Genomic DNA, 25,929 nt, shown 5'->3' on the forward strand with positions numbered 1-25,929 from the left:
ATGCTGCTCACACCGCGTCAGGATGAAATCGTTGCGCTGGCGAAAGCGAACGGGCGGGTGCTGGTCGACGAGCTGGCGGCGCGGTTCTCAGTCACCCCCCAGACGATCCGCAAGGATCTGAACGATCTCTGCGATACGCGGGTTCTGACCCGCATCCACGGCGGCGCGCTTTTTCCAAGCGGCAATGAAAACGTCAAATACGAGGCGCGTCGGGCGATAGCCTCTTCCGAAAAGCAGGCGATCGGCGCCGCCGCTGCCGCCCTCATCCCCAACAACTCATCACTCTTCATCAATATCGGCACGACGACCGAAGCCGTGGGCGAAGCGCTGGCGGATCATCACGAGTTGATGGTCATCACCAACAACATCAACGTTGCCAACAGGTTGAGGGTTTTCCCCGGTATCGAGGTGGTGATTGCCGGCGGCGTCGTGCGCGGTTCCGATGGCGGTATCGTCGGCGAGGCGGCGGTGGATTTCATCCGTCAGTTCAAGGTGGATTTTGCGGTCATCGGCGTTTCGGCCATCGATGAGGATGGCGCTTTGCTGGATTTCGACTTTCGTGAGGTTAAGGTCGCGCAGGCAATCATCTCCAATGCGCGCCATGTCATTCTGGTGTCGGATTCGCTCAAATTCGAGCGCACGGCTCCGGTTCGTATCGGCCATCTTTCCCAGGTGCATACTTTCATCACCGATCATTGTCCGGTGGATTCGATCCGGTCCATCTGTGCCGATCATGACGTCCGGTTGATCGAAACCGAGATGGTCGAGTCCTAATCGGGACGGCCTATGAATTTCGTTTGACATTCGTTTTATCTTCGAATTAGATGTCCGTGCTTTCAGTATATCGATGAGGAGAGCGTCGATGAAAGCGCGGGAGGATTCATGTCTGACGAGGCAATCCACGATATTTTCGTGATCGGCGGCGGTATCAATGGCTGCGGCATCGCGCGTGACGCCGTCGGCAGGGGCTATTCCGTCGCGCTTGCGGAAATGAACGATTTCGCCTCCGGCACCTCATCCGCCGCCACCAAGCTTATCCATGGCGGTTTGCGTTATCTCGAACATTACGAGTTTCGTCTGGTGCGCGAAGCACTGATGGAACGTGAGGTGCTGTGGGCCATGGCGCCGCACATCATCTGGCCCATGCGCTTCGTATTGCCGTTCCAGAAGGGCGGGGTGCGTCCGGCCTGGCTCGTGCGGCTCGGGCTATTTCTCTACGATCATCTCGGCGGCCGCAAGCTTCTGCCCGCGACCCGCTCGCTCGATCTGCGCCGCGATCCCGCCGGGAAACCCTTGAAACCGATTTTTGCCCGCGCCTTCGAATATTCGGATGGCTGGGTGGACGATGCCCGTCTGGTGGTGCTGAATGCCCGCGACGCCGCCAATCGCGGCGCGCTCATCCTCAACCGCACGCAGGTGGTTTCGGCCCGGTGCGAAGGCGCCTTCTGGCGGGTCGAAACGAAAAATGCGGCCGGAGAGGCCAAGACCTACCGGGCGCGCATGCTGGTGAATGCCGCGGGTCCCTGGGTGGACAAGGTGCTGTCCTCGGCATTCGGCAAAAACAATGTCCATAATGTCCGTCTGGTGCAGGGCAGCCACATCATCGTGCGCAAGAAATTTTCCGATCCGCGTGCGTATTTTTTCCAGAATCCGGACGGGCGGATCATCTTCGCCATTCCTTACGAACAGGACTTTACGCTGATCGGCACGACGGATCGCGACTATACCGCCGACCCCCGGGCTGTTAAGATCAGCGACGAGGAGATCAGCTATCTTTGCAATGCGGCGAGCGAATATTTCGCTGAACCGGTGGAGCCGGCGGATATCGTCTGGACCTATTCCGGTGTGCGCCCGCTGTTCGATGACGGGGCATCGAAAGCGCAGGAAGCGACCCGCGATTATGTGCTGAAAACCGAAGGGGCGGAAGGCGAAGCGCCTCTTCTCAATATTTTCGGCGGCAAGCTCACCACCTATCGGCGGCTTGCCGAACATGCTCTTGAAAAAATCGGCGATGCGCTGGGTGAAAAGGGCGCGCCATGGACGGCGGGCTCGCATTTGCCGGGTGGAAATTTCGGCGCCGAGGCCTACACCGCGGAAGTTTCGGCGCTGCGGTCGCGTTACCCCTTTCTTGAAGAGCGTCATGCGGAGCGGCTTGTGCGCTGCTACGGAACGGATGCGGCGGTACTGATCGGCAATGCCACAGAGGCGGCGGCGCTCGGGCGGTATTTCGGCGGTACGCTCTACGAGGCTGAGGTTCGCTGGCTGATGGCGCGGGAATGGGCGCTGACGGCGGAAGATATTCTGTGGCGCCGCACCAAGCAGGGGCTCTTTTTTACCCCGGAAGAGGTGCGTGGGCTGGAGGATTATGTCGAAGACATTGCAGGTGGGCGCTTAAGGGCAATCTGACGATCCGGATAAAAGCGGAGGAGGCTTTGGATCACCATGCTTGAATTGCGAAACGTCTCGAAGATGGTTGGCGGTGAATATCATATTCACCCGACCGATCTGACGTTGCAGCGCGGAAGCCTGAACGTCCTGCTTGGACCGACACTTTCGGGCAAGACGACGCTGATGCGGCTGATGGCCGGGCTGGACAAGCCGAGCGCCGGCTCGATTTTTTTCAATGGCGAAGATGTGACGGGATGGCCGGTGCAGAAGCGCAACGTTGCCATGGTCTATCAGCAGTTCATCAACTATCCGGCGCTCAGCGTTTACGAAAACATCGCCTCGCCCATGCGCGTTGCCGGCAAGGACCAGGCGACCATCGACAGGGAAGTGAGGAAAGCCGCCGAGCTTCTGAAGCTGACACCCTATCTAGACCGCACGCCGCTCAATCTTTCCGGCGGTCAGCAGCAGCGCACAGCACTCGCCCGCGCCATCGTCAAAAACGCCAATCTGGTGCTGCTCGATGAGCCGCTGGCCAATCTCGATTACAAGCTGCGCGAAGAGCTGCGCGAGGAACTGCCGCGCATCTTCGCCGAATCCGGCGCCATCTTCGTTTATGCCACCACCGAACCTTCCGAGGCGCTGCTTTTGGGCGGCAATACCGCAACGCTCAACGAGGGCAGGGTAACGCAGTTCAGCCGTACCATCGAGGTTTACCGGCGTCCGGTGGATATCGTCACCGCGGAAATTTTTGCCGACCCGCCGCTCAACACCATCGAGGTCGTCAAGGCGGGCGGTGCATTCACCCGTGCCGACCAGGCGGTGATTGCGGTGCCGGCGCATCTTGCCGCCGTGCCGGATGGACCTTTGACCATCGCTTTCCAGCCGCATCATCTTTTCCCGCAGGCGAAGGGCGAGGCCCGCCAGTCGATCCGGGCGCGGACGCTGATTTCGGAAATCGCCGGATCGGAAAGCTTCGTGCATGTGGAGTTTTCGGGTCGGCGCTGGGTCATGCTCGCGCATGGCATTCACGATATCGAGCCGGACAGGGACATAGAGCTGTTTCTCGATACAAAACACCTGATGGCCTTTGACGCGAATGGCCGCGCCATCGGCGAAGCGGCTTGAGAGAGATCGGTCATGGCACGCATCACGCTCGATCACATCCGACACGCCTATAACGCAAAGGCGCAGGCTGCCGGCGACTATGCGCTGAAGGAAGTCCATCACGAATGGGAGGACGGCGGCGCCTATGCGCTGCTCGGCCCTTCCGGTTGCGGCAAGACCACGCTGCTCAATATCATTTCCGGGCTGCTGCGCCCCTCCGAAGGCCGCATCGCCTTTGATGGAACGGACGTGACGGATTTCGCCACGGAAGACCGCAATATTGCGCAGGTATTCCAGTTCCCGGTCGTCTACGACACGATGACGGTCTACGACAATCTGGCCTTTCCGTTGCGCAACCGGCATGTGCCGGAAGCCGAGGTCGACCGCCGGGTGCGGGAAATCCTCGAAATGACCGATCTTTCCGGCATGGCCAAACGCCATGCGCGTGGTTTGACGGCGGATCAGAAACAGAAGATTTCGCTGGCGCGCGGGCTGGTCCGCTCCGATGTCAACGCCATCCTCTTCGACGAGCCGCTGACGGTGATCGACCCGCATATGAAATGGGTGCTGCGCTCGCAGCTGAAACGGCTGCACCGGCAGTCCGGTTTCACCATGGTTTATGTCACCCATGACCAGACCGAAGCGCTGACCTTCGCCGACAAGGTTGTGGTCATGTATGACGGTCAGATCGTCCAGATCGGCACGCCGGCTGAGCTTTTCGAACGGCCGGGACATACCTTCGTCGGTTATTTCATCGGCTCGCCCGGCATGAATGTGCTGCCCGCCAGTATCGACGGCGCGACCGCAATGGTCGGCGGCCTTGGTGTGCCGCTGGCCGGTGCGCCAAAGGTTGACGGAGCGCAACGCATCGAGATCGGCATCCGCCCGGAATTCGTCCGGCTGGAACGGGGCGGAATGCCCATCACTGTCGACAAGGTCGAGGATATCGGCCGGCAGAAAATCGTGCGCGCCCGGTTCGCCGGCCAGAAACTCGCGATCGTCGTTGCCGAAGACGAGGAAATCCCGGCGGAAGCGGGTGTTCGCTTCGATCCGGCCGCCATCGGCGTCTTCGCCGACTCGTGGCGTGTAAAGATGGGGGCCTGACCATGGAAAAGAGCTGGAACAACAAGGCATGGTTCATGGTGCTGCCGGTGCTGGTGCTGGTCGCCTTTTCCGCCGTCATTCCGCTGATGACCGTCGTGAATTATTCGGTGCAGGATACGTTCGGCAATAACCAGTTCTTCTGGGCGGGAACGCAATGGTTCGAGGAAATTCTGGCCTCGGACCGGTTCTGGGATGCGCTGGGGCGCAACCTGCTGTTTTCCGGCATCATCCTGGCGATTGAAATTCCGCTCGGCATCTTCATCGCGCTCAAGATGCCGAAATCCGGCATCGGCGTGCCGGTCTGCCTCGTCACCATGGCGCTGCCGCTGCTGGTGCCGTGGAATGTCGTCGGCACGATCTGGCAGGTTTTCGGCCGCAGCGATATCGGCCTGCTCGGTTATTACGCCAATCAGCTCGGGCTCGATTACAACTATGTCAACGATCCGGTCGATGCGTGGATCACGGTCGTCATCATGGATGTCTGGCACTGGACGAGCCTTGTCGTGCTTTTGTGCTATGCCAGCCTCGTCTCCATTCCCGACGCCTATTATCAGGCAGCCAGGATCGATGGCGCGTCGCGTTTTGCGGTGTTCCGTTACATCCAGCTGCCGAAGATGAAGCGGGTGCTGCTGATCGCTTTCCTGCTGCGTTTCATGGACAGTTTCATGATCTATACCGAGCCTTTCGTCGTCACCGGCGGCGGCCCGGGCAATTCCACCACCTTCCTGTCCATCGATCTCGTGAAGATGGCGCTCGGCCAGTTCGACCTCGGGCCGGCGGCGGCCATGTCGCTGATCTACTTCCTCATCATCCTGCTGCTGTCCTGGGTGTTCTACACCGTCATGACCAGCCACGACGCGGAGACTTGAGACATGAGCGCCTCGAATGTCACCACAAGCGTGGAGCGCAACGGCATCGGCAGTTCGCCGGTGAGAGCCACTGCGACGGGACGATCCGGCCTTGCCGTCAATGCGCGGCGTCGCCACCATGGGCCGTCGCGTTTTTCCTGGCTGGTGCCGACGATCTATATCCTGCTGCTGCTTGTTCCGATCTACTGGCTCGTCAATATGAGCTTCAAGACGAACACGGAAATCGTCTCCTCCATGACGCTTTATCCGCATCAGCCGACGTTGCAGAACTACCGGACGATCTTCACGGATTCATCCTGGTATTCGGGCTATATCAATTCGATCATCTATGTCGTGATGAACATGGTGATCTCGGTCGCGGCGGCGCTGCCGGCGGCTTACGCTTTCTCGCGCTATCGCTTTCTGGGCGACAAGCACCTGTTCTTCTGGCTTTTGACCAACCGCATGGCCCCGCCCGCCGTCTTCGCGCTGCCCTTCTTCCAGCTTTATTCGGCTTTCGGGCTGATCGACACGCATATCGCCGTGGCGCTGGCGCATTGCCTGTTCAACGTGCCGCTGGCGGTGTGGATTCTCGAAGGTTTCATGTCCGGCGTGCCGAAGGAAATCGACGAGACCGCCTATATTGACGGCTATTCCTTCCCGAAATTCTTCGTGAAGATTTTCATGCCGCTCATCGCTTCCGGCATCGGTGTCGCCTGCTTCTTCAGCTTCATGTTCTCGTGGGTTGAGCTTCTGATCGCCCGCACGCTGACGACGACAGACGCCAAGCCGATTGCCGCGACCATGACGCGCACGGTCTCTGCCGCCGGCATGGACTGGGGCCTGCTTGCCGCCGCCGGCGTGCTGACACTGATCCCCGGCGCGCTGGTGATCTGGTTCGTGCGCAATTACATCGCCAAGGGCTTCGCGCTCGGGAGGGTTTGACCATGACGAAGATGCCCGATTTTACCTGGATGGCGTGGACTTGGCAGACGGCGGCCTTTTTCGGCGCGATTGCGCTGCTGCTCGTCGGCATGTGGTTCTGGGAATATCTTTCGCCCGGCGGCAATCCCCGCTTCGGCCTCTTGCGTTTCGAGACCACGCGCGGTGACAGGCTGTTCATTTCGCTGCTCGGCAGCGCCTTCATTCATCTCGCATGGCTCGGGCTGGTCGGCCCGAACCTGTGGTGGGCTCTCGCTCTATCCTTGGTTTACGCCATCGGCGTTTTCCGTTTTGTCTAGAGCAGGAAAACGGTGCGGCGGAGGAAAACCGCACCCGCAGACTTCATGCAATCGCAAACCCCTGGGAGGACTGATATGCGACGGCATCTGATGACGACGACGGCGGCCATGCTGCTGGCAATGACGGGTTCCGCTTTCGCCGGAATGGAGGAAGCAAAGCAGTTTCTGGACAAGGAAATCGGCGATCTTTCGTCGCTTTCGCGTGGCGATCAGGAAAAGGAGCTGCAATGGTTTGTCGATGCCGCGAAACCCTTCGCGGGCATGGAAATCAAGGTCGTTTCCGAATCTCTGACGACCCATGAATATGAATCCAAGGTTCTGGCTCCGGCCTTCACCGCCATTACCGGCATCAAGGTCACGCACGACCTGATCCAGGAAGGTGACGTCGTCGAAAAAATCCAGACCCAGATGCAGACCGGCCAGAACCTTTATGACGGCTGGGTCAACGACAGCGACCTCATCGGCACGCATTGGCGTTACCAGCAGGTGCGCAACCTGACCGACTTCATGGCCAATGAAGGCAAGGACGTCACCAATCCCGGCCTCGACCTCAAGGACTTCATCGGCAGCGCCTTTACGACGGCGCCGGACAAGAAGCTCTACCAGCTTCCCGACCAGCAATTCGCGAACCTTTACTGGTTCCGTTACGACTGGTTCAACAACGAAAAGAACAAGGCCGACTTCAAGGCCAAATATGGTTACGACCTCGGCGTGCCGGTCAACTGGTCGGCCTATGAGGATATTGCCGAATTCTTCACCGGCCGCGATGTCGACGGCAAGAAGGTCTTCGGCCATATGGATTACGGCAAGAAGGATCCGTCGCTCGGCTGGCGCTTCACCGATGCCTGGCTCTCCATGGCCGGCAACGGCGACAAGGGCCTGCCGAACGGCCTGCCGGTCGATGAATGGGGCATCAAGGTCAACGACAAGTCGCAGCCGGTCGGCTCCTGCGTGGCGCGCGGCGGCGATACCAACGGTCCGGCTTCGGTCTATTCCATCGAGAAATATCTCGAATGGCTGAAGAAATATGCGCCGCCGGAAGCGCAGGGCATGACCTTCTCCGAATCCGGGCCGGTGCCGGCGCAGGGCAATATCGCCCAGCAGATCTTCTGGTACACGGCGTTTACCGCCGATATGGCCAAGCCCGGCCTGCCTGTCGTGAACGAGGACGGTTCGCCGAAATGGCGCGTCGCACCTTCGCCACACGGCGTCTACTGGAAGGACGGCATGAAGCTCGGTTATCAGGATGTGGGTTCGTGGACGCTGATGAAATCCACCCCCGACGACCGCGCCAAGGCCGCCTGGCTCTACGCGCAGTTCGTGACCTCCAAGACCGTGGATGTGAAGAAGAGCCATGTGGGCCTGACCTTCATTCGCGACACCACCATCCACCACAAGAGCTTCACGGATCGGGCGTCCAAACTCGGCGGTCTCATCGAGTTCTATCGTTCGCCGGCCCGCGTGCAGTGGTCGCCGACCGGCACCAACGTTCCGGATTATCCGAAGCTGGCGCAGCTGTGGTGGCAGGCAATCGGCGATGCTTCGTCGGGTGCGAAAACCGCGCAGGCCGCGATGGACTCTCTCTGCGCCGAGCAGGAAAAGGTCATGAGCCGTCTGGAACGCGCCGGCGTGCAGGGCGATATCGGCCCGAAACTGGCGGAAGAGCACGATATCGAATACTGGAACAAGGATGCGGTTTCGAAGGGCAATCTGGCGCCGCAGTTGAAGATTGCCAACGAAAAGGAAAAGCCGGTCACCGTCAATTACGACGAACTGGTCAAAAGCTGGCAGAAGTAATGTCTGCGTAAAATCTGAAACCGGGGCGGCTTGCCGCCCCGGTCATTGCGTCTGAAAGGGAGTTGCATGATGGGCGGTTATATTCTGGCGATCGATCAGGGAACGACATCGACACGGTCGATGGTCTTTGATCGCGACATGCGGGTCATCGGTGTCGGACAGCGAGAATTTCCGCAGCATTTTCCGGCCTCCGGCTGGGTCGAACACGATGCCGAGGATATCTGGAAAAGCGTGCTCGAAACCATCCGCCTGGCGCTTGCCGATGCCGGCATCGCCGCCTCCGATATCGAAGCGATCGGCATTACCAACCAGCGCGAAACGACGATGCTGTGGGACCGGAACACGGGCGAGGCCGTGCATCGGGCCGTGGTCTGGCAGGATCGCCGCGCCGCTCCCGTCTGCGAGGATCTGAAAAGAAGGGGGCTGGAGCCGCTTTTTTCGAAAAAGACCGGTCTGCTGCTCGATCCCTATTTTTCCGGCACGAAGCTGAAATGGCTTCTCGATAGTGTCAGCGGCCTTCGCGAAAAAGCCGTGAAGGGCGAAATCTGCTTTGGCACGGTCGATAGTTTCCTGATCTACCGTCTCACCGGCGGCCGTCGCCATGTGACCGACGCCACCAATGCCTCGCGAACGCTGATCTACAATATCGAGGAAAATACATGGGACGATGAACTCCTGTCGATCCTCGACATTCCCCGCGCCATGCTGCCGGAGGTGCTGGATTGCGCCGCCGATTTCGGCGTGACCGATAAATCGCTGCTGGGCGCGGAAATTCCGATCCTTGGCGTCGCCGGCGATCAGCAGGCAGCGGTGATCGGTAATGCCTGCTTCGAGCCGGGCATGATGAAATCCACCTACGGCACGGGCTGCTTTGCGCTGCTCAATACCGGCACGGATCGCGTCGCCTCCACCAACCGGCTGCTGACAACCATCGCTTACCGTCTCGACGGTGTCACCACCTATGCGCTGGAAGGCTCAATCTTCATTGCCGGTGCCGCCGTGCAGTGGTTGCGCGATGAACTTGGTTTCATCTCGGTCGCTTCCGAGGTCAGTGCGCTTGCGGAAAAGGCTGACGCCAATCAGCGTGTCTATCTGGTTCCGGCCTTCACCGGCCTTGGCGCGCCCTATTGGGACGCGGAGGCGCGTGGTGCGATTTTCGGGCTGACGCGTGGCACCGGTCCGGCGGAATTCGCCCGCGCGGCGCTGGAAAGCGTCGCCTATCAGACCTTCGACCTGCTGGACGCCATGCGCAAGGACTGGGCGGGTGACAATGGCAAGACGGTGCTCCGGGTCGATGGCGGTATGGTCGCTTCCGATTGGACCATGCAGCGGCTGGCGGATATTCTTGCGGCACCGGTCGACCGGCCGGTCTTCCTGGAAACGACCATTCTCGGGGCGGCCTGGCTTGCCGCCTCGCGCGCCGGCATCTGGCCGGACCGCAAGGCCTTTGCTGAACATTGGCGGCGTGACCGCCGTTTCAGCCCCGCAATGGAAGAGGCTAAACGGAAAGACGCCATTGCCGGCTGGCGCGACAGTGTCGGCCGCTGCCTGTCGCGACGGGAGAATTGAACAGGCTATACGAAACTGCCGGGTGCGATGCTCTTGCTGGAAACGAGATCGGAAAGGGCGCGCACCAGCTTCGCATCCGCACCCTTGCTCGGTTGAAGCACGAATTCCACGTCCTCCAGCGGCGGTAGCACGCCTGCGGCAATCTCCTTCAGGCCTGTCGGCGCCATGCTGCGCGGCTGCACCAAAATTCCCATGCCCGCCCTTGCTGCGGCGGTCAGGCCGCTGAGACTGCCGCAGGTGCAGACGATCCGCCAGGCGAGGCCGGCCCGGTCGAGCGCCTCCTGCGCCGCCTTCCGGGTGATGCTCGGCGGCGGAAAGGCAATCAGCGGCAGGGCATCCGGCTGGTTCAGCATTCGCTCCGGGTCGCGCGCCAGCCATACGAGCGGTTCGCGGTAGAGAAAGTGGCCGAGCTTGTCGCCGAGCCGGCGTTTGGCGAGCACGACATCCAGTTCGCCATTATCCTGCATCTGGTAAAGCACGCCGCTCAGCGAAACCGTCAGTTCCAGATCTACGAGGGGATAAAGGCGGATGAACTCTTCCAGAATGGCGGTCAGCCGGCTGGCGACGAAATCCTCCGAAACGCCAAGCCTCAACCGCCCGCGCAGACGGTTCTCGCTAAACAGCGACGACACCTTGCTGTCGATTTCCAGCATGTTGCGGGCATAACCCAGCAGCGCCTCACCTTCACCCGTCAGTTTTACCTGATGGGTGCTGCGCGCGATCAGCCGGCGCCCAAGTGCGGCCTCAAGCCTTTGAATATGCTGGCTGACAGTGGACTGGCCAATCCCCAGCCGTTCGGCCGCCAGCGTGAAGCTGCCGGTCTGCTGAAGCATCACGAAGCTCGCAAGATGTTGAAGGTTCAGCATTATCCTGAATCGCGATAACTGTTAATCTTTGCATCGGAATTCATGATGAGCGATAGTAGCGCGCGTTTCAAGCAAAACCGATGCCGGAAAGATCTCCCATGACCCGCTTCCTACCTGATCGCTTCACCATGATGCTGGTCGCCACCGTGATTTTGGCCTCCATTTTGCCGATCAGCGGTGAGCCGGCGGAGTATTTCGGGCTGGCGACGAAACTTGCGATCGCGTTGTTGTTTTTCCTCCACGGCGCGCGGCTTTCCCGGGATGTGGTGATTGCCGGTATCCTGCACTGGCGTCTGCATCTGGCGATCCTTCTCGTCACCTTCGGCCTGTTCCCGCTGCTCGGCGTGGCGATCGGCTTCATTCCCGAGAATATTCTGCCTGCGCCGCTCTATATGGGTGTGCTGTTTCTCTGCGTTCTGCCATCCACCGTGCAATCTTCCATCGCTTTCACCTCCATGGCTGGAGGAAACGTGCCGGCTGCGATCTGTTCGGCTTCCGCATCGAATATTTTCGGCATGTTCCTGACCCCGCTGCTGGTCGGCCTGCTGTTTACGGTGGGCGGCCATGGCGGCGGATTCTCGCTGGATGCTTTCCTGCAAATCTTCCTGCAGCTGCTTTTGCCCTTCATCGTCGGTCAGGTGCTGCAGCCGTGGATTGGCGACTGGATCAGGGCGCGCAAGAAATTGCTGGCTCCGGTTGATCGCGGCTCCATCCTGATGGTCGTTTATCTGGCTTTTTCCGATGCGGTCATCGAAGGCATCTGGCACACGTTTTCGCTCAGGGATATCGGCGTGGTCATCGTCATCAATATCCTGCTGCTGGCGCTTGTCCTGTGCGTGACAATGTTCGGCAGCCGTTTGCTGGGTTTCGACAAGGCTGATGAAATCACCATCACCTTCTGCGGCTCGAAAAAGAGCCTCGCCAGCGGCGTGCCCATGGCGGGCGCCATCTTCGCCGGCCAGAGCATCGGCGCAATCGTCCTGCCTATCATGCTTTTCCACCAGATTCAGTTGATGGTCTGCGCGGTTCTGGCCCAGCGTTACGCGCGCAAGGCCCATGAAAAAGCGGCGATGCCGGAACCAGCAGGCGCGGAAGGCGCGGCCGCTTCCAGCCGCTGACGCGAGGGTTCTCCGCAAATAAAACGGCCCCATGAAGGGGCCGTTCGTTTTGCATGAAGGAAAGCTTAGTTGACCTGAGCCGGCGAAATCTGGGCTTCTATGGTCTTCGGCGCATCGGCGCTGTCGGACGAGATCGCAATGCGGCGCGGTTTCATGGCTTCCGGAATATTGCGGACGAGATCGATGTGGAGCAGGCCGTTCTTCAGGGAAGCGGTCTGGACCTCGACATGGTCGGCAAGCTGGAAGCGACGTTCGAAAGCGCGCGTGGCGATACCGCGATAGAGAAACTCGCCTTCAGTGGATTTCTCATCCGCGGATTTCTCGGCTTTCACGGTCAGCGCATTGGCGCGGGATTCGATGCTGAGTTCGTTCTCATCGAAACCGGCAACGGCCATGGTGATGCGATAGGTGTTTTCGCCGGTCCGCTCGATATTGTAGGGCGGATAGGACTGGGCCTGTTCGGGCTGGCCGAGGCCGTCAAGCATCGAGAAAAGACGGTCGAAGCCGACGGTGGAACGATAGAGGGGGGAAAAATCAACGTGACGCATGGTGTCCTCCTTAAGAAGCGACTGTTTGCGGTTAAGCCCGACGTCCCGTTCTGGCGACGGCCGGACATGTGGCGCGGTCCCGTTCTGGCGACCGCATGAATGAGATGGGAATGGCCTGCCGCTGCGTCAAGGGGGCGTGAAAAGGCGAAAGCAACATGAACCATGGCTGAACGTCAGGTTCCGGCATCGTTCAGTTTGAGAGCCATAAAACATCGGTCATCGGAGACATTCTCCGTGGACAGAAGCAATAACGTCCCTTCTTCTTCTGTCTTATTCGCCGGAACCGCGACTGCTTTAACCGACGGTTCCGGCAATTTTTTCTTTGACCTTCCCGCGCCGCCGACCTATCCCGAAAAGGCAGAAAAGCCGGAAAAGACCGATGATCGAAGCCACATTGCGCGAGAGCGAAGACAACCCGGTTCCCGACAACCATACCGTCGGATATTTTACCGGCGATCGCGGCAAACAGCTTCGCTACGCGATCTTTCGCGCCAGCCGCCAGGTGGCTCGCGGAACCGTGGTTCTGCTGCATGGCAGGAACGAATGTATCGAGAAATATTTCGAAACGATTAGTGATCTCACCGCCATGGGTTTCTGGGTTGCGACCTTCGATACGCGCGGGCAGGGCGGTTCCGAAAGATTGCTGAAAAAACCGGGTGCCGGGCATGTGCGGCGGTTCTCCGACTATCAGCGTGATATCAGCCTTTTTCTCGAACAGGTGGTGTTGCCGGATACGCGGCTGCCATTCTTCATGGTCGCACATTCCACCGGCGCGCTTGCAGCGCTTGCCGCCGCGCCCGGCCTGTCGAACCGGATTGACCGTCTGGCGCTTTGTTCGCCCTTCATCGAGCTGGACAGCCAGCAATCCGTCCCCTCATCCGTCATTCGGGCGGTGGCGACGGCTCTAAGTCTCGTTGGCCTTGGGCGGGTGCAGCTCGGCAAGGATCAGCGGGAGCGGGATTTCGACGGCAATCCGCTCACCTCGGACGCCAGACGTTTTACAAGAAATCTCTCGCTGCACAGGCAGTTTCCGGAACTTTTCATCGGTGCGCCGACGGCGCGCTGGGTCTATGAGGCGCTGAAGACCATGGGACGGGTGGTCCGTCAGGACCATCTGACGAATATCACCATTCCGACCCTCATTCTGGCGCCGATGCTGGATACCATCACGCCCTATAAGGCGCAGGAGGAACTCTCACGCAATTTCCGGGCAGCGCAGCTTCTTCCGATCACCGGTGCGCGCCACGAATTGCTGCATGAGCGTGACGTTTTCCGCAAACAGGCGCTGGCGGCCATCGACGCCTTTTTCGCGCCGGAGTGATGACCGCTTAAGCGGGCTGCCTCAGAGTTTTGAGAGAATGGCGAGCGCCTGTTCGTGCACCGCCTTTGAGCCGGCTGCGAGAATGCGGCCGCCATTTTCCGGACGCCCGCCATCCCAGGTCGTCATGATGCCGCCGGCCTGTTCGATGACAGGAATCAACGCGCCGACATCATAGGGCTTCAGGCCGGATTCGATCACCAGATCGACGTGGCCGGCCGCAAGCAGGCAATAGGCGTAACAATCCACGCCGTATCGGAAAAGGCGAACCTGATCCTGCACTTTTTCATACAGGGTCCTCTCTTCCGCGGTGAAGATGTGGGGGCTTGTGGTGAACAGCACGGCGTCTGACAGCGAAGCACAGTCGCGCGTACGGATTTTCCGCTCGCCATCCGGTCCGAAATACCACGCCGCCTCGCCATCGGCGAAATAACGCTCTTTGGTGAAGGGCTGGTCCATGATGCCCATGGCGGCGCGGCCGGCTGACTGGAAGCCGATCAGCGTGCCCCAGACCGGCACGCCGGAAATGAAAGCGCGGGTGCCATCGATCGGGTCGATCACCCAGATATGCTCGCGGTCGAGACCGATATTGCCGTGTTCTTCGCCCAGAATGCCATGCTGCGGAAAACGGGCCTCGATCAGGGCGCGAATGGCTGTTTCTGCTGCCTGATCGCCTTCCGTCACCGGATCGTAGCCGCCATCCTGCTTGTTGGCGACGGCAATGCCCGTGCGGAAGCGGGGAAGCGTTTCGGCGCTGGCGGCATCGGCAAGTTTGAAGAAGAAATCCCGGTCGGGCAGCATGCGAAACCTCATTGCCTGAATATTGGGTCTGAATTCTATGGGGCAATGCATAGACCGGAATCGCATCCGCCGTCCACTCATACGAATGAAGGCGCCGGTGTTTCCATATTTTCAGCATAAGCCTAAAAAATATGCATAAAATAAAATGATTGACAATTGTGCAATTACTGCGTAGCGTGATCCTACAGTCTTTGACTGTAAATACCCTCCTTGGGTGTTTCCTCCCTAGACTTGACCGCGCCAAGGCGCGGTTTTTTTTGTCCGGCGGGCCGCCAGACCATCCGGGATAAAAGATTGATATAGCGGATAATTCGAGCTGCTATTCGGCAGCGAGCGACGTTTCTATCGCATATTCGGAAACGAAGGCGCCGAGCTGGCGTATGAAGATTTCAAGCGACGCCTGAATGGCGGGAAAATCGGCTTTTTTCAAAAGCGTCTTTTCGTCCACGTAAAGCGCCCGGTTAACCTCGATCTGCAGCGCATGGAGAGAGCGGATGGGTCGGCCATAATGTTCGGTGATGAAGCCGCCGGCATAGGGTTTGTTGCAGACCGCGACGAAACCCAGCTCCTCAAGGAAATGCAGCGCGGCGCGGGAGACTTCCTGGGATGCGCTGGTGCCGTAGCGATCGCCGATGATCACATCCGGCCTGAGATTCGAACCGGCAACGCGGATATTGCCCGGCATGGAGTGGCAATCGATCAGCACCGCCATTCCGAAATTGGCGTGGGTGCGAGACAGCAGGCGGCGCAGACAGGCATGATAGGGCTTGTAGATCGTCTCGATCCGCGAAAGCGCCTCGTCGACCGGCAGGCGGTGGGCATAGATATCCATATTCTCGGCGACGATGCGCGGCACCGTTCCCAGACCGCCGGCGACCCGCATGGAGCCGATATTGGCATAAGGCGGAAGCGTGCCTTCGAACATGCGGGGATCGAGTTCGTAGGGCTCGCGATTGACGTCCAGATAGGCGCGCGGGAAATTCGCTTTGAGAAGCGGCGCGCCGATCTCCGGTGCCGCCGCGAACAGCTCGTCGACGAAGTGATCTTCGGAGCGGCGGATCTCATGCGAATCGAGCCTTGCCGACTCCAGGAAGGAAATCGGGTAGCAGCGGCCGCTATGGGGGGAATTATAGACGAATGGCAGGGTTTGAACGGCAGGTTCCGTTACTTCGAACAGCTCATATTCACCCGTTATCCAGTCCATTCAGGGTCATTTACCATGTCGTAAAACTATCAGGATGTTCATGTTGCCAGTTACGGCGCGGCAAGTCCATACTATCGCCCAATCAGCGCTATACCGATTCACGCGTTCACAGGATATTTACCGTGAAAATCCTATAATCGGGCTAGGGTATTCCAAACATTGAGTAGTTACGGTCACTTATGATGAATCAGAAAATTCTTCTCGCTGAAGACGACAACGATATGCGCCGCTTCCTCGTCAAGGCGCTGGAAAAAGCCGGTTACAAGGTTTCTTCCTTCGACAATGGCGCCAGCGCCTATGACCGGCTTCGCGAAGAGCCCTTTTCGCTTCTGCTGACCGATATCGTCATGCCCGAAATGGACGGCATCGAGCTTGCGCGGCGCGCGACCGAACTCGACCCGGACCTGAAAGTCATGTTCATTACCGGCTTTGCAGCCGTTGCGCTGAATGCCGATTCGAAGGCTCCGAAGGACGCCAAGGTGCTTTCCAAGCCGTTCCATCTGCGCGATCTGGTGGATGAGGTCAACAAACTCCTTGTGGCGTAAGGCCTCTCAAAAAACCTTCACAAAACCGAAAAAAAGCAGTTGACGCATGAACCGGTTTTGTGGTCTATCCGCCGCCACGGAGGGCGTGTAGCTCAGCGGGAGAGCACTACGTTGACATCGTAGGGGTCACAGGTTCAATCCCTGTCACGCCCACCATCCGAATTGCTTTAATATCAAGGCCTTGCGAGAAATCGCAGGGCCTTTTTACATAGTGGCCTCAAGGTTCATCGAACCTGGCTAATTCGGAGCGCGCGCATCCTATCCATCAATCTCCAACTTGTTGGATTGTCAAAATGGCTACTTCCCGATGGCGTACAGAGGGTGAGGGGGCCTTATGGCTTCTCGTCCGGAATGGAGGCGCTCATGGAAGAACCGAAACGCTCAATGAGCCGCGAGGAGCTTTACGCTCTGGTATGGTCGACGCCTATGCAGAAGCTGGCAGAGACATACGGCCTATCAGATCGAGGTTTGGCAAAGACGTGCCAGAGACATCTCGTTCCCGTTCCATCGAGAGGATATTGGGCGAGAGTTGAAGCAGGCCAAACCGTTAAGAGAACGCCGCTGCGGCCGGTCGAAAACACTGCGCTTCATCACGTTCGAATAGGTAGCGGACAACCGCGTCGGCCAAGCGCATATCTCTTGGAGGTTCTGGAGACTGCCAAACGGGAGATTGAGATCGAAAATGAGCGAATGTCGCTTGTCTTGAATCAGGCCCCTCTTCTTGGTCCTTCGATCACTCACGCCCCCGAGACTTTGCCTGTTGAAAAAGAACGGGTTGGAAAGAAGACGGCTAGCAAGCTGCAGTCTGACGTCCAATCGTTCGTATCGGCACTCAGGACTTGTGAAGCCGACAGAGACGGGTTCGTTTACCACAAGTACGTCAAGGTCCCACCGAAAGACGTCACCCGAGTGGGGGCACTGTTGAGCGCTTTAACGCAGGAGCTCAGTTATTTCGGATTCACGTTCGACGGCGAAAGTAGCCGAATAGGCTTTTCAAAGGACGGTACAACGGTAAATTTCCGGATCGAGGCTCCGAGAAAACGGATTACCGAGGTTTCAAGATCAGGTTGGAAGCACTTTTCCTACGTTCACATTGGTCGGATCAAGCTCCAGATTTATGGACACGTGGAAGGGGTGAAACGGGAATGGATAGATACTGATGCCAAACCTATCGAAGACCACCTGGAAAAGATGGTCGAGAGTTTTCGCTTAAATCATGTTGCCGAGATGGAGCGCGAAGAAAGTACTCGCCAAGCAGCTGCGCGCCGAGCTTACATGGCGTCACGGCGAAAAATGGCGGAGCAGCGCACAAAGCGTGAAAGTGACCGTCTTGCCTTTTTGCAAGGTATCGCCGATGCCCGCCGTGAAGCGGACGATTTGCGTTATACAATTGCCAACGTCCCCGATTGTGAAGAGCTTCCGGCGGACTACCGGCGCATGCTTAAGTGGGCTGATGAGCGGCTGATGCGGCTTGAGGAGCAAACGAGTGTCCAGACAATTCAGGCGTCTTTAGAGGCCAAGCAGCTCTTCGCAAATCCTGATCCACTCCACGATCCAGAAGGCGATCCGCCACCAAAGATGAGCTATTGGGACGACTAGCTTTAACCCAGAGGAACACAGGTGGCAGATTTTTCAGATGCAATAACACCAGCGAGCGTGGTCGCGAAAATGCAGGAGAGAGGCGTTCATCTCTCTGAACGCACGCTGCGTGAATTTGCCAGAAAGGTTGGCGCTTGTCGGATCATCGGCAAAGCTATGTTCTTTATGCCGGAGGACATAGAGATTTTGATTGCGGCGGCGAAACCTCGGCCTAAGGGCGCCACCTCATCTTCAAAACCGGGCTGGACCGAGAGCGATACAGAGAAACTTCTTGATCGGCTGGAGAAGGGTAAAAAGAAGCGATAACGTTCATTTGCTGGGTTTGTGGCTGGGACTTTTGTGCGCGGGGAACTTCCGCTCGTTGAGCTCCCGCAGCCACATTTCTTCTCTAATCTTATCGGCTTCGCTCATCTCGCGGGAGACGGCAGAAGCGTGGTCACGAGACGCGCTGGGTGAACGTGGTGGTCCTCTATAAATTTCAAGTGACGCGTTTAGCGTTTCCGTAATAGCTCGCTCAATGTCACTGATCGCATACACGATCATTCCGTTCTTGCCACCGAAGAAGCGAATAGCTCCAGTACGGCGCCACTTGTTCACGATCTGAGCGGTCAGCCAAGGGCAACGTTCAATGAGCTCATCGTGAGTGATCATTTCTGTAATCTTCACCGGCGGGAAATCCCGGTCTGGCATTGTTAGATCCTTCTGTTGTAGGGCGGTGAGCAGTCATCCAATGAATCTTTATGCCCTTGCTTGACTCTATCCCAAACCAGAACATAATTAGAACATTGCTTGGCACGGCGGCGTGTGCCTTTCGTAAAATCAGGGACGATTTGAACTCTTGAACCGGAGAATGAGAACGTGCGCCCAGAGAGACGAGAACCGGAAGCCGATCCGGTGGATCACATCATTGCATGGCACGATGGCGATAGCCGCGCTGCGATAGAAACCCTGATGGAAGACATCCAGCATTTGCGGATGCAGCTCGCATTGGCGACCGCAGCGATGGGCAAGGGATTCACGAGAGGGTGGAAACCGGACGCCGAGCGGAAATGATATGCGCCACCTTCGCGGGATCGATCTTACCGGCGGCAGCAACGACAATCTGCCGCCAAAGCCCACGGGCATCTTTGTTCCGCAGCGCCCACCAGAAGATCACTTCGTCGGATCCGAGTAAATAAAATGCGGCGCCCGACTGTCTATCACTGAACTAAATTCAACCAGAAATTTACCCGCGTCTACTATATTCCCGTTCGCCACAAAAAGGGGGATAGGTCATGGATGAGCGGATCAGCAAAATCAGCGCGGCGTTACGGGATATCGATGCGAGCATCAGAGCCTTGAGTGCGGACGATCGGACGCTCGTTTCGGTGTATGGTTGGAACCATCCTGCTCTCAATCGGCACGACTTGGCAAATATGGCTACTGCGCTCGCCGCTCGCTTGGACGGGTGCGACCACAACAGATTAAGTTCGAAATTTGATCCGCAGCCGACCCTAAATAAGATAGCCGAATTCAAGGCGAACACACTGCCGCAATTTTTTACCGGAAATGGGTCATTCGCGGTACCCATGTATGCAACGCTGCTGGACCACATCTCATCATTCTTTGGCCCGCTGTTCGTTCAAAATACCGACTGGGAAAAATCGATAGAAGCTGGACAGCTCCCCAAACAAATTTCCGGGAAACTTCTCTCATATAAAAGTCGAATTAAAAAATTCGACACTGACTTTGGTGAGCTTGGCAGCAAGATTGCCGAGATCAACGCGGCACATGACGCCGCAACGGCCCTGCCGACTGACATGGACGAGTTGCGCGAGGCGCGTCAAGCGGTGTTGGAGCTACGGGCATCGGTTGAAAAGAACGAAGGGATAGCCAAGACGGCGCTGGACCAAATCAATGACTATGTGGAGGCGATGAAACAGAAGGAGGCTGAGGCAGCACAGTTACTGAAAAATACCGAGGATGCTTACAGCGCCGCTACAACAAGGGGCCTAGGGGAAGCGTTTCAGACCCGGGCTCAAGAATTATCGAGATCAATGGGAATTTGGGTTGCAGGCCTGGTCCTAGCTCTTGGAGCTGGCGCGGTTGTCGGCACGTTCCGCGTCCGAGCGCTGCAAGATCTGATGATACAAAACGTTCCAGCCGAACGCCTCAACGTCGCTCTCGTGTTGGCATTGATTTCTATTGCCGGGCCCGTATGGTTCGCTTGGATAGCGACAAAGCAGATTGGTCATAGGTTCCGCCTCGCGGAAGACTATGCCTTCAAAGCCTCAGTTGCAAAGGCGTACGAAGGTTACCGCCGCGAGGCAGCAAGGATCGACCCAGCATTTTCTGCTCGACTGTTCGGGTCAGCACTTGATCGTATCGATGAAGCGCCTATCCGTTTTGTTGAGAGCCACACGCCCGGCACCCCTTGGCACGACCTTTTTTCATGGGGAAGAAGACGGGATCGCGCGGCGACGGATGCGGCCTCACCCACCGACTAGAGAAATATTTCCCATGGCTTGCGAGGCCTGACTAGATCGATTATGGCGCTAACCGTGCAGCTCTTCGCTCGTGGGCTCACGATAGGGTCAACCGTTGCGGCGGATAACTTCAGCGCGGCGGCGGCGATCTCCGTTCCGAGTGTAAACAGCAGTGGCAATTGCCCTACGCCTGGTAGCATCGCGGCAGACGGCAAACGCTGCGGTGCGCGCGCTTCAGGCGGTGGATACCTCGCGCCCACCAAGCCCCGACGTCCCTCTGTATTCCGGCAGTACCATACCGGTTCTCGTGGCGGGTGCTATTATCTGACTGCCAGCGGCAATAAGAGCTACGTTGACCGTAGCATGTGCAGATGATTTTTGAGCCGTTGGAAGAGTCGAAGGTGGGGAGATTGCGTTCGAAACAAACGGGGGTTTCTTGCTTGGCCTGCCATCTCGATCAGCGATGAGGATAAAAATTTGCGCGGTATTATTGTTACACCACAGATAAAGGTCTTGGGGCAACAAGGGATCAACATTGGCGGCTCAACCGACCCTAGCCTTGTTCGGTTTTGGTGCCTGTTTTGGGACAAGCTGGCATATCCACAAACGTCTATCATCATGAATGAGCTGGGAATTGAGCTATCGTATCTAGAATCTCAGGAGGTGTTTACACGCCATCGCGTACAGTCCCCAAACGGCAATGCTGGGCAGATAATGATATACACGCGGGCAAAGACATTTGAAGAGCTGGAGAAAGCCTCCCCAGGCTGTTGGGCAGTTGCATCTGGGGTTGGAGCTTGGGAAGGGCCGGAGCCAGAAAAAGGCCGGGCGCTGCGATTTGAACTCGTTAATGCGCTCCCTGTGCCGGACAAGGAAGTTCCGATCGAAGAGATTTTAGAGTTCCGAGAGCGGCGTAAGGATGAGTGCGACGCCTTGTTGGCCTACATTGATGAATGCTATCTTTCGGTGACAGCAGCTCCAGATAAGCCCCTCGCCCAGCATATCGCTTTTGAAAAGATCGCGCGTGGAGTTCGGGAGCAATTGGAAGTCACCATCGAGGCAGGTTTTGCTCACCGGCTTTACAGCCTCACGGCTGACTTCAACCTATTTGCGGCCGGCGTGGCCGCAACCGGCAGCTTCGCCTTCGGCGCTTCCATGTCCACAATAGTGGGCAACACCATTCTTGCCGGCGCCAGCGTCTCTGTGTCGAATATTTTAGGCGCGGTAAATCCAAAGAAAAGTTTCAGCCCTTTCCGTTATCTCACGTCATATGGAAATGAAGTTTTCCGATAGCCGCGTGAGAATGCATCCAGATATGCCACGCGGGCGGATCTTCCCCTCCACCCATTCCTTCGTGCACCTTCTGTAAGGTTAGCACGAATTAAAGCCCTCCCCGCCGGAGTTTTTTTAACTCCCCTAATGAAAATTCTAGTTGAGTAGACTCGACTCCAATCTCTCTGCGTGTTTTGTATTAGCGGGGACTATATTGGGGGCTTTCTTGACAATTATATATTTGCGGGTGCTTGGCGCCCTGTTCATTTCGTGTGCCTTGAGCGCATGCACCACTTCGCGCGAAGCATTTAACGCCAATCCGAAGTCGATCGATAAACCGACGCTCTGTCGCACATATTTGCAGAGCCAAGATCCAGTCTTTCAGCAAGATATTCTGAAAGAACTGAATCGGCGCGGCGTTCAAGCTTATGATTGTCCTCAGATGGTTCAGAGCCAAGATGCGGCGGCCGCGGCTTTGGTTGCTGTCGCACTGGTCGGGACGGCAGTCGCTGTTTGCGCCAACAACAATTGCGGGGGCGGCTATCCGACGAGATCCTATCCCGGCAACTGTTACTCCTACTACGACCGAGCGGCGGATGGCAGCCTATGTGGCCATCGAAGCGCGATGTCGCGGCCTGGCGGCTGGTGAAGTAAAAAATGAGCTGCGGCGGGTCTCTTTTCAGGCCAGTTGGAAACAAAATGACCCGCGCACCCGCCATCCATCTGAAGCACGTTTTATCATTAATTGGACGCACCACCTTGCGATTTGGCGTCTTCTTGCAGTGCCTCCTCAATCTCAGCAGCGGACACCTGCAAAAACTGGCGCTTGACTGTTTGTGCCGAGATTGCGGGTATCTCAAGGTGTACTGCTACTGGTTGGTACGAAGGGAAACTAAGGCCTTCAACAAGCTGTTCATCAACAACCAGACGATATGTTCCAGCTTCCAGGGGCACCACGAGTCCCCCAACTACAAACGGATTCGAGAAGGTGACTTCGCTGTATGTCGTTCTTTCTTTCATACCGGTATACTCTTTCCTGACGCGATAACTCTGACTGAACCGCGAAATCATCAACGGTTGCCTGTCGCTGCTCTTCGCTATGCGGATTTCGGACCCTGAGAGGGACTAACAACGGGATTGCCTGTAGTGCCGGCTTCGTTCTTTCAGGATTGTTTATTAGCCCCAATTGATCGACCACTTGCCTTCCTGAAAAAGCTGAGGACGTATATCGTGTTGCGCGGGACACTTCTGATGGTCTCAAGGACAGGCCGTGATTGGTAGGATTGAGTGAGTGAGTCCGCATTCCCAAGACGGCGTTTCAATTGTGCTGCGAGAGCATCGGCAGATGTTTCTCCCGCAAGAAACAGTCTCATTACAAGAAACGCGGCCGTGTTGAATTGTCGCTGGTCATTGCCCAGCAATGTGGCGTTATAGCCCGCACTCTTCAAAACTGACTGGATCATCTCCATCTCTTCCGGGGAGATGGCTGCAAAACTGGGGTGGGAAGACATAATGTCCTCCTCTCGTTGGGGCTAGGGTAACCGACCCTCAACCAGTAGTGCCCGTGACATCGCTACCGACGCCTTACAGTGCGCCTGAATAGCTTAAGACGCAAGCGAATACGGTTTTGGAAAGCCCCAGCGAAGTTCACCAGCCATTCGCTGGTCATTATTGAGCGGCGGCTGCGTTCTAGCACATTGGAATTCCCTTGCTAATGAACCTTAAAACGCGCAGGCTCGTTCCTTCGGTAGCTTTTTTAAAGGGCGTTACCGCTTCAAGGTGAAATCCCTTGGCCCCAACGAAAGGAGGACACGATGTCTTCCACACAAGAATACGGCCCGATTTCGTCTCACGATCTGAATATGTTGCGGTCCCTGTTGTCAGATGCCGGCTTTGAAATCGACACGCGCTCGGATGACGACCGGTCATTCAACAAGGCCACCCGCAAGATAATTGATCTTTTTCAGGGTGGAATGACCGACCCTTCCAAACTCAAAGGAGAAATGCTGTTCCTGTTCGGGGTACAGAAACGGGAACGTGTGCCCTCTCGCAGACCACTCCCGAGGTATGCAATCCAAGGTCTTCCGGGGTTCGGCAGATAGCGGGGAAACACCTGTGCGCGCATATGTTCTTGGAAGCATGATGCTTTGGTCCGCTTTCTTTCTGATCTGGTATTTGTTGACGCTTTATACCGCCAGCAACGACCTTGAAGAAATACGACCCGGTCCAGCGGGAGCAACTGTTATGTCTACGTCCCGATGCGGTGTCGAACTGGCGGCTCTTCTCGCGATGGGCGACAAGCTCCTGAAAGCCGGCGGACCAGAAATGCCCGCAGAGTTACGCACAAATATTGAACATTGCATTTCCTTTGATGCGGCGAGTCGCGATACGCTTATGAAGACCCAGCTCATAAGATTTTTCCCGGAATAAAGATAACCTGCGAGCCCCGCTCTTGCGGGGAAGGCTTTTGTATTTTTCGACACTGATTGTTTGAAGGTGGCCAGCTATTCGGCCTTGCCGTAGGTCTCTGATATCTAAAAGCTCACCGATTAAGCATATCCTGGATCTGTAATTGACAGGCTGAAGGACAAGTTTCATTAATCTCAGCGTTTCATGGGAACGGGCGATGTATTTTTAGCTCACATACTTTCCCGAATATTGGCAACTCGTACTCTATTCTTTTCATCAAGCATGCCGCTTCCAGCTATCTGGAGCGGCTTTTGATAGAGGCAAGCTGATGTTCTCATTGAGGAAAATCTAATTTAGTCCAATGGACGCGGATGTTCTCATATAGTTCGCCCGCCGTTCTACGATGGTTATGACGCTGACGCTATGTAGTGACCTCAATCACGCAGACTTCCCGCCCCTCACCCATCTTTGCATCGCCTCTATAATAAGATCCGAGATCCACATCGCGCTCGCTCCGGTCAGAAAAGCCGCAGCATTCATCGTTGCAATCGGATCCTCCGGCAGAGGCCAATTGATGCTGTAGAGGTAGTGCAGGAGCGGCGTGGTGAGATATGCAGCCGCCAGAGCGCCACACACTGGAGAGGCCAGCATTTCGCGCCATGTGTATTTCTGCCGCGACAGCGCGCGCAGAAGGCCTCCAGCAAGGCCGGCGATAAGCACACCGAGTTTAATCCCAATGGCGTCGAGGAGGTCAGTAAGGTGCATGATTAGCCCTTGCGATGCGAGTAAAAAAGAGCCTCGGCATAGGTCGAGGGGGAACAAATCAAGCCGCGATAAGCCCCTTGGGCGAAAGACCCTCAGTTACCAGAACGCGCTGGATATTAAGCGGATCAGAGCTTGACGGAGTGACCACGTCGAAAGCCGGGAAGATACGCAAATATTTCCATGTCTCGGCCGGGTTGTTGACGACCGGAATACCGCACGCGACAAGCCACATCCAACCGTCTTTGCAATTGAGCAAATCGCCCATGACGTACGTGCGGATGGCGGGAGATGCTGATTGATCGGGGACGCTGAAGCTCGCGTAAACTCTGGGCTGGGTGACTCTCCCCCTAACCAGAATGGCAACATCGACGGTCTTGCCCGCAATCCTCGCCATTTCCGTGTTCGAGAGATATTTCTGCAAGTAAGTTAGCTGGCCGTTCACGGTCAGGCTCGGCGTCAGCGCCATAGAATAGGCCGCCGCACCGTACTTGACATCTATATCCTTGGTGCACGAAGTCCCCGATCCCGCGAGCGACCAGTTTGCCGGGACAGCGCCCGACCAGTCCGTAAACCCGCCATTATCGATGAGATTTGGCGCCGAGATGAGGGGCCATGCGGGCGTTGTGTAGGCTGCGGCCTTGGATGACTGATAAGCCGCGAGCAGCGTATCAGAAATTAGCTGTGCTCCTGCGCTGTTTGCCGACGTGTCACTCGGGTGGATATTGTCACGATAGAGTGCCCCGGGTTTTCCCCGCGACGTGAACTGCACATTGGTGTCGACAAGCGTCATGGTCGGGTGCGCAGCTTGTACAAGCAAAATCGCCTGATAAACCTTGCTGTAACCCGTATCGTCTCGCCAAGGGTTCTGACTGTTGGTTTCCACGCGGAACTGAGCCGGTTAGGCGCATAATTTCCATTGAGAATTGAGCCATGTGAACCTTCCCCCAACGCGGTGAGCGACGGGGGCA

Annotated in this window: 29 protein-coding genes and 1 tRNA gene; 21 read left to right on the plus strand and 9 right to left on the minus strand. The window is 57.1% G+C overall.

From position 1 onward, the window contains the following. From ACQZ5N_RS23825 to glpK, 9 genes are all read left to right on the plus strand, one after another. On the plus strand, window positions 1–774 hold the full coding sequence (locus ACQZ5N_RS23825; protein WP_020812079.1) for a DeoR/GlpR family DNA-binding transcription regulator: 774 nt from the start codon (window positions 1–3) through the stop codon (window positions 772–774). Between the two features lie 108 nt (window positions 775–882). Continuing rightward, on the plus strand, window positions 883–2,406 hold the full coding sequence (glpD, locus tag ACQZ5N_RS23830) for a glycerol-3-phosphate dehydrogenase (RefSeq protein WP_448734317.1): 1,524 nt from the start codon (window positions 883–885) through the stop codon (window positions 2,404–2,406). A 36-nt stretch (window positions 2,407–2,442) separates the two neighbouring features. Next, window positions 2,443–3,513: an ABC transporter ATP-binding protein gene (locus ACQZ5N_RS23835; RefSeq protein ID WP_059758110.1), complete on the plus strand. Its 1,071-nt coding sequence runs from the start codon at window positions 2,443–2,445 to the stop codon at window positions 3,511–3,513. 12 nt (window positions 3,514–3,525) lie between these two features. Beyond that, complete coding sequence (locus tag ACQZ5N_RS23840; RefSeq protein ID WP_059758107.1) at window positions 3,526–4,596, plus strand: ABC transporter ATP-binding protein; 1,071 nt, start codon at window positions 3,526–3,528, stop codon at window positions 4,594–4,596. 2 nt (window positions 4,597–4,598) lie between these two features. Further along, a complete protein-coding gene (locus tag ACQZ5N_RS23845) occupies window positions 4,599–5,465 on the plus strand; it encodes a carbohydrate ABC transporter permease (RefSeq protein WP_035261095.1) in 867 nt (288 codons plus the stop codon). Window positions 5,466–5,468: 3 nt separating this feature from the next. Beyond that, on the plus strand, window positions 5,469–6,389 hold the full coding sequence (locus ACQZ5N_RS23850) for a carbohydrate ABC transporter permease (protein WP_003519737.1): 921 nt from the start codon (window positions 5,469–5,471) through the stop codon (window positions 6,387–6,389). Window positions 6,390–6,391: 2 nt separating this feature from the next. Beyond that, the gene (locus ACQZ5N_RS23855) at window positions 6,392–6,685 is read left to right on the plus strand and encodes a DUF2160 domain-containing protein (protein ID WP_003519736.1); all 294 of its coding nucleotides are present in this window, start codon (window positions 6,392–6,394) and stop codon (window positions 6,683–6,685) included. Between the two features lie 75 nt (window positions 6,686–6,760). After that, window positions 6,761–8,482 carry an ABC transporter substrate-binding protein gene (locus ACQZ5N_RS23860; protein WP_003519735.1) on the plus strand — a complete coding sequence of 574 codons (1,722 nt, stop codon included), beginning with the start codon at window positions 6,761–6,763 and terminating at the stop codon, window positions 8,480–8,482. Between the two features lie 69 nt (window positions 8,483–8,551). After that, entirely contained in the window at window positions 8,552–10,051 is a 1,500-nt protein-coding gene (gene glpK, locus ACQZ5N_RS23865) for a glycerol kinase GlpK (protein WP_448734318.1), read from the plus strand. A gap of 5 nt (window positions 10,052–10,056) precedes the next feature. On the opposite strand, the gene ACQZ5N_RS23870 is transcribed toward glpK, so the two are convergent. Continuing rightward, a complete protein-coding gene (locus ACQZ5N_RS23870) occupies window positions 10,057–10,917 on the minus strand; it encodes a LysR family transcriptional regulator (RefSeq protein ID WP_448734319.1) in 861 nt (286 codons plus the stop codon). 98 nt (window positions 10,918–11,015) lie between these two features. Between ACQZ5N_RS23870 and ACQZ5N_RS23875 the strand changes: the two genes are divergently transcribed. Next, window positions 11,016–12,035: a bile acid:sodium symporter family protein gene (locus tag ACQZ5N_RS23875; RefSeq protein ID WP_448734320.1), complete on the plus strand. Its 1,020-nt coding sequence runs from the start codon at window positions 11,016–11,018 to the stop codon at window positions 12,033–12,035. A gap of 65 nt (window positions 12,036–12,100) precedes the next feature. Here ACQZ5N_RS23875 and hspL read toward each other — a convergent pair whose 3' ends face one another. Then, entirely contained in the window at window positions 12,101–12,583 is a 483-nt protein-coding gene (hspL, locus tag ACQZ5N_RS23880) for a heat shock protein HspL (protein WP_003519731.1), read from the minus strand. A gap of 379 nt (window positions 12,584–12,962) precedes the next feature. On the opposite strand from hspL, the gene ACQZ5N_RS23885 reads away from it, so the two are divergent. After that, window positions 12,963–13,904, plus strand: coding sequence for an alpha/beta fold hydrolase (locus tag ACQZ5N_RS23885; RefSeq protein WP_448734321.1), 942 nt, complete (start codon window positions 12,963–12,965; stop codon window positions 13,902–13,904). 21 nt (window positions 13,905–13,925) lie between these two features. Here the strand turns inward: ACQZ5N_RS23885 and hisN are convergent, their stop codons facing one another. Together hisN and ACQZ5N_RS23895 are read right to left on the minus strand one after the other, a co-directional pair. Next, complete coding sequence (hisN, locus tag ACQZ5N_RS23890) at window positions 13,926–14,702, minus strand: histidinol-phosphatase (RefSeq protein WP_448734322.1); 777 nt, start codon at window positions 14,700–14,702, stop codon at window positions 13,926–13,928. 319 nt (window positions 14,703–15,021) lie between these two features. Further along, window positions 15,022–15,906 (minus strand): N-formylglutamate amidohydrolase, encoded by an 885-nt coding sequence (locus ACQZ5N_RS23895; protein WP_425645791.1) that lies wholly within the window; start codon window positions 15,904–15,906, stop codon window positions 15,022–15,024. A 182-nt stretch (window positions 15,907–16,088) separates the two neighbouring features. Between ACQZ5N_RS23895 and cpdR the strand changes: the two genes are divergently transcribed. From cpdR to ACQZ5N_RS23915, 4 genes are all read left to right on the plus strand, one after another. Continuing rightward, window positions 16,089–16,451 carry a cell cycle two-component system response regulator CpdR gene (cpdR, locus tag ACQZ5N_RS23900; RefSeq protein ID WP_003497910.1) on the plus strand — a complete coding sequence of 121 codons (363 nt, stop codon included), beginning with the start codon at window positions 16,089–16,091 and terminating at the stop codon, window positions 16,449–16,451. Between the two features lie 81 nt (window positions 16,452–16,532). Next, a tRNA-Val gene (locus ACQZ5N_RS23905) sits at window positions 16,533–16,607 on the plus strand. A 207-nt stretch (window positions 16,608–16,814) separates the two neighbouring features. After that, complete coding sequence (locus tag ACQZ5N_RS23910; RefSeq protein WP_137396275.1) at window positions 16,815–18,050, plus strand: hypothetical protein; 1,236 nt, start codon at window positions 16,815–16,817, stop codon at window positions 18,048–18,050. Between the two features lie 21 nt (window positions 18,051–18,071). Further along, entirely contained in the window at window positions 18,072–18,356 is a 285-nt protein-coding gene (locus tag ACQZ5N_RS23915; protein WP_080854087.1) for a hypothetical protein, read from the plus strand. Between the two features lie 3 nt (window positions 18,357–18,359). On the opposite strand, the gene ACQZ5N_RS23920 is transcribed toward ACQZ5N_RS23915, so the two are convergent. Continuing rightward, window positions 18,360–18,740, minus strand: a complete 381-nt coding sequence (locus tag ACQZ5N_RS23920) for a hypothetical protein (protein WP_205529284.1) — start codon at window positions 18,738–18,740, stop codon at window positions 18,360–18,362. Window positions 18,741–18,908: 168 nt separating this feature from the next. Between ACQZ5N_RS23920 and ACQZ5N_RS23925 the strand changes: the two genes are divergently transcribed. The 4 genes from ACQZ5N_RS23925 to ACQZ5N_RS23940 all read left to right on the plus strand — a co-directional run bounded on the left by ACQZ5N_RS23925 (window position 18,909) and on the right by ACQZ5N_RS23940 (window position 22,436). Beyond that, a complete protein-coding gene (locus ACQZ5N_RS23925; RefSeq protein ID WP_080854088.1) occupies window positions 18,909–19,103 on the plus strand; it encodes a dehydrogenase in 195 nt (64 codons plus the stop codon). A gap of 221 nt (window positions 19,104–19,324) precedes the next feature. Further along, window positions 19,325–20,536, plus strand: coding sequence for a hypothetical protein (locus ACQZ5N_RS23930; RefSeq protein ID WP_080854089.1), 1,212 nt, complete (start codon window positions 19,325–19,327; stop codon window positions 20,534–20,536). Window positions 20,537–20,992: 456 nt separating this feature from the next. Continuing rightward, window positions 20,993–21,808 (plus strand): DUF6236 family protein, encoded by an 816-nt coding sequence (locus tag ACQZ5N_RS23935; RefSeq protein WP_080854090.1) that lies wholly within the window; start codon window positions 20,993–20,995, stop codon window positions 21,806–21,808. 205 nt (window positions 21,809–22,013) lie between these two features. Beyond that, window positions 22,014–22,436, plus strand: coding sequence for a hypothetical protein (locus ACQZ5N_RS23940; RefSeq protein WP_233283574.1), 423 nt, complete (start codon window positions 22,014–22,016; stop codon window positions 22,434–22,436). Window positions 22,437–22,528: 92 nt separating this feature from the next. On the opposite strand, the gene ACQZ5N_RS23945 is transcribed toward ACQZ5N_RS23940, so the two are convergent. After that, window positions 22,529–22,807 (minus strand): hypothetical protein, encoded by a 279-nt coding sequence (locus tag ACQZ5N_RS23945; protein ID WP_080854849.1) that lies wholly within the window; start codon window positions 22,805–22,807, stop codon window positions 22,529–22,531. A 143-nt stretch (window positions 22,808–22,950) separates the two neighbouring features. After that, complete coding sequence (locus ACQZ5N_RS23950) at window positions 22,951–23,298, minus strand: hypothetical protein (protein WP_080854091.1); 348 nt, start codon at window positions 23,296–23,298, stop codon at window positions 22,951–22,953. Window positions 23,299–23,601: 303 nt separating this feature from the next. Between ACQZ5N_RS23950 and ACQZ5N_RS23955 the strand changes: the two genes are divergently transcribed. After that, window positions 23,602–23,889, plus strand: coding sequence for a hypothetical protein (locus ACQZ5N_RS23955; protein WP_034499648.1), 288 nt, complete (start codon window positions 23,602–23,604; stop codon window positions 23,887–23,889). Between the two features lie 13 nt (window positions 23,890–23,902). Further along, window positions 23,903–24,217: a hypothetical protein gene (locus ACQZ5N_RS23960; RefSeq protein WP_137396274.1), complete on the plus strand. Its 315-nt coding sequence runs from the start codon at window positions 23,903–23,905 to the stop codon at window positions 24,215–24,217. Between the two features lie 417 nt (window positions 24,218–24,634). Here the strand turns inward: ACQZ5N_RS23960 and ACQZ5N_RS23965 are convergent, their stop codons facing one another. Both ACQZ5N_RS23965 and ACQZ5N_RS23970 read right to left on the minus strand, forming a co-directional pair. Next, window positions 24,635–24,961: a hypothetical protein gene (locus ACQZ5N_RS23965; RefSeq protein ID WP_080854093.1), complete on the minus strand. Its 327-nt coding sequence runs from the start codon at window positions 24,959–24,961 to the stop codon at window positions 24,635–24,637. 58 nt (window positions 24,962–25,019) lie between these two features. Beyond that, window positions 25,020–25,844, minus strand: coding sequence for a hypothetical protein (locus tag ACQZ5N_RS23970; RefSeq protein ID WP_448734323.1), 825 nt, complete (start codon window positions 25,842–25,844; stop codon window positions 25,020–25,022). Window positions 25,845–25,929 lie beyond the last annotated feature (85 nt).

This window comes from Agrobacterium sp. 22-221-1 (genome assembly GCF_053522445.1).

Coding starts and splice junctions, on each gene's coding strand:
- ACQZ5N_RS23955 (WP_034499648.1), top strand. CDS start 23,602: ATGTCTTCCACACAAGAATACGGCCCGATTTCGTCTCACGATCTGAAT.
- ACQZ5N_RS23825 (WP_020812079.1), top strand. CDS start 1: ATGCTGCTCACACCGCGTCAGGATGAAATCGTTGCGCTGGCGAAAGCG.
- ACQZ5N_RS23850 (WP_003519737.1), top strand. CDS start 5,469: ATGAGCGCCTCGAATGTCACCACAAGCGTGGAGCGCAACGGCATCGGC.
- ACQZ5N_RS23840 (WP_059758107.1), top strand. CDS start 3,526: ATGGCACGCATCACGCTCGATCACATCCGACACGCCTATAACGCAAAG.
- ACQZ5N_RS23895 (WP_425645791.1), bottom strand. CDS start 15,906: ATGGACTGGATAACGGGTGAATATGAGCTGTTCGAAGTAACGGAACCT.
- ACQZ5N_RS23885 (WP_448734321.1), top strand. CDS start 12,963: ATGATCGAAGCCACATTGCGCGAGAGCGAAGACAACCCGGTTCCCGAC.
- cpdR (WP_003497910.1), top strand. CDS start 16,089: ATGAATCAGAAAATTCTTCTCGCTGAAGACGACAACGATATGCGCCGC.
- ACQZ5N_RS23930 (WP_080854089.1), top strand. CDS start 19,325: ATGGATGAGCGGATCAGCAAAATCAGCGCGGCGTTACGGGATATCGAT.
- glpK (WP_448734318.1), top strand. CDS start 8,552: ATGGGCGGTTATATTCTGGCGATCGATCAGGGAACGACATCGACACGG.
- ACQZ5N_RS23875 (WP_448734320.1), top strand. CDS start 11,016: ATGACCCGCTTCCTACCTGATCGCTTCACCATGATGCTGGTCGCCACC.
- glpD (WP_448734317.1), top strand. CDS start 883: ATGTCTGACGAGGCAATCCACGATATTTTCGTGATCGGCGGCGGTATC.
- ACQZ5N_RS23835 (WP_059758110.1), top strand. CDS start 2,443: ATGCTTGAATTGCGAAACGTCTCGAAGATGGTTGGCGGTGAATATCAT.
- ACQZ5N_RS23845 (WP_035261095.1), top strand. CDS start 4,599: ATGGAAAAGAGCTGGAACAACAAGGCATGGTTCATGGTGCTGCCGGTG.
- ACQZ5N_RS23870 (WP_448734319.1), bottom strand. CDS start 10,917: ATGCTGAACCTTCAACATCTTGCGAGCTTCGTGATGCTTCAGCAGACC.
- ACQZ5N_RS23945 (WP_080854849.1), bottom strand. CDS start 22,807: ATGAAAGAAAGAACGACATACAGCGAAGTCACCTTCTCGAATCCGTTT.
- ACQZ5N_RS23855 (WP_003519736.1), top strand. CDS start 6,392: ATGACGAAGATGCCCGATTTTACCTGGATGGCGTGGACTTGGCAGACG.
- ACQZ5N_RS23860 (WP_003519735.1), top strand. CDS start 6,761: ATGCGACGGCATCTGATGACGACGACGGCGGCCATGCTGCTGGCAATG.
- hspL (WP_003519731.1), bottom strand. CDS start 12,583: ATGCGTCACGTTGATTTTTCCCCCCTCTATCGTTCCACCGTCGGCTTC.
- ACQZ5N_RS23950 (WP_080854091.1), bottom strand. CDS start 23,298: ATGTCTTCCCACCCCAGTTTTGCAGCCATCTCCCCGGAAGAGATGGAG.
- ACQZ5N_RS23910 (WP_137396275.1), top strand. CDS start 16,815: ATGGAAGAACCGAAACGCTCAATGAGCCGCGAGGAGCTTTACGCTCTG.
- hisN (WP_448734322.1), bottom strand. CDS start 14,702: ATGCTGCCCGACCGGGATTTCTTCTTCAAACTTGCCGATGCCGCCAGC.
- ACQZ5N_RS23965 (WP_080854093.1), bottom strand. CDS start 24,961: ATGCACCTTACTGACCTCCTCGACGCCATTGGGATTAAACTCGGTGTG.
- ACQZ5N_RS23920 (WP_205529284.1), bottom strand. CDS start 18,740: ATGCCAGACCGGGATTTCCCGCCGGTGAAGATTACAGAAATGATCACT.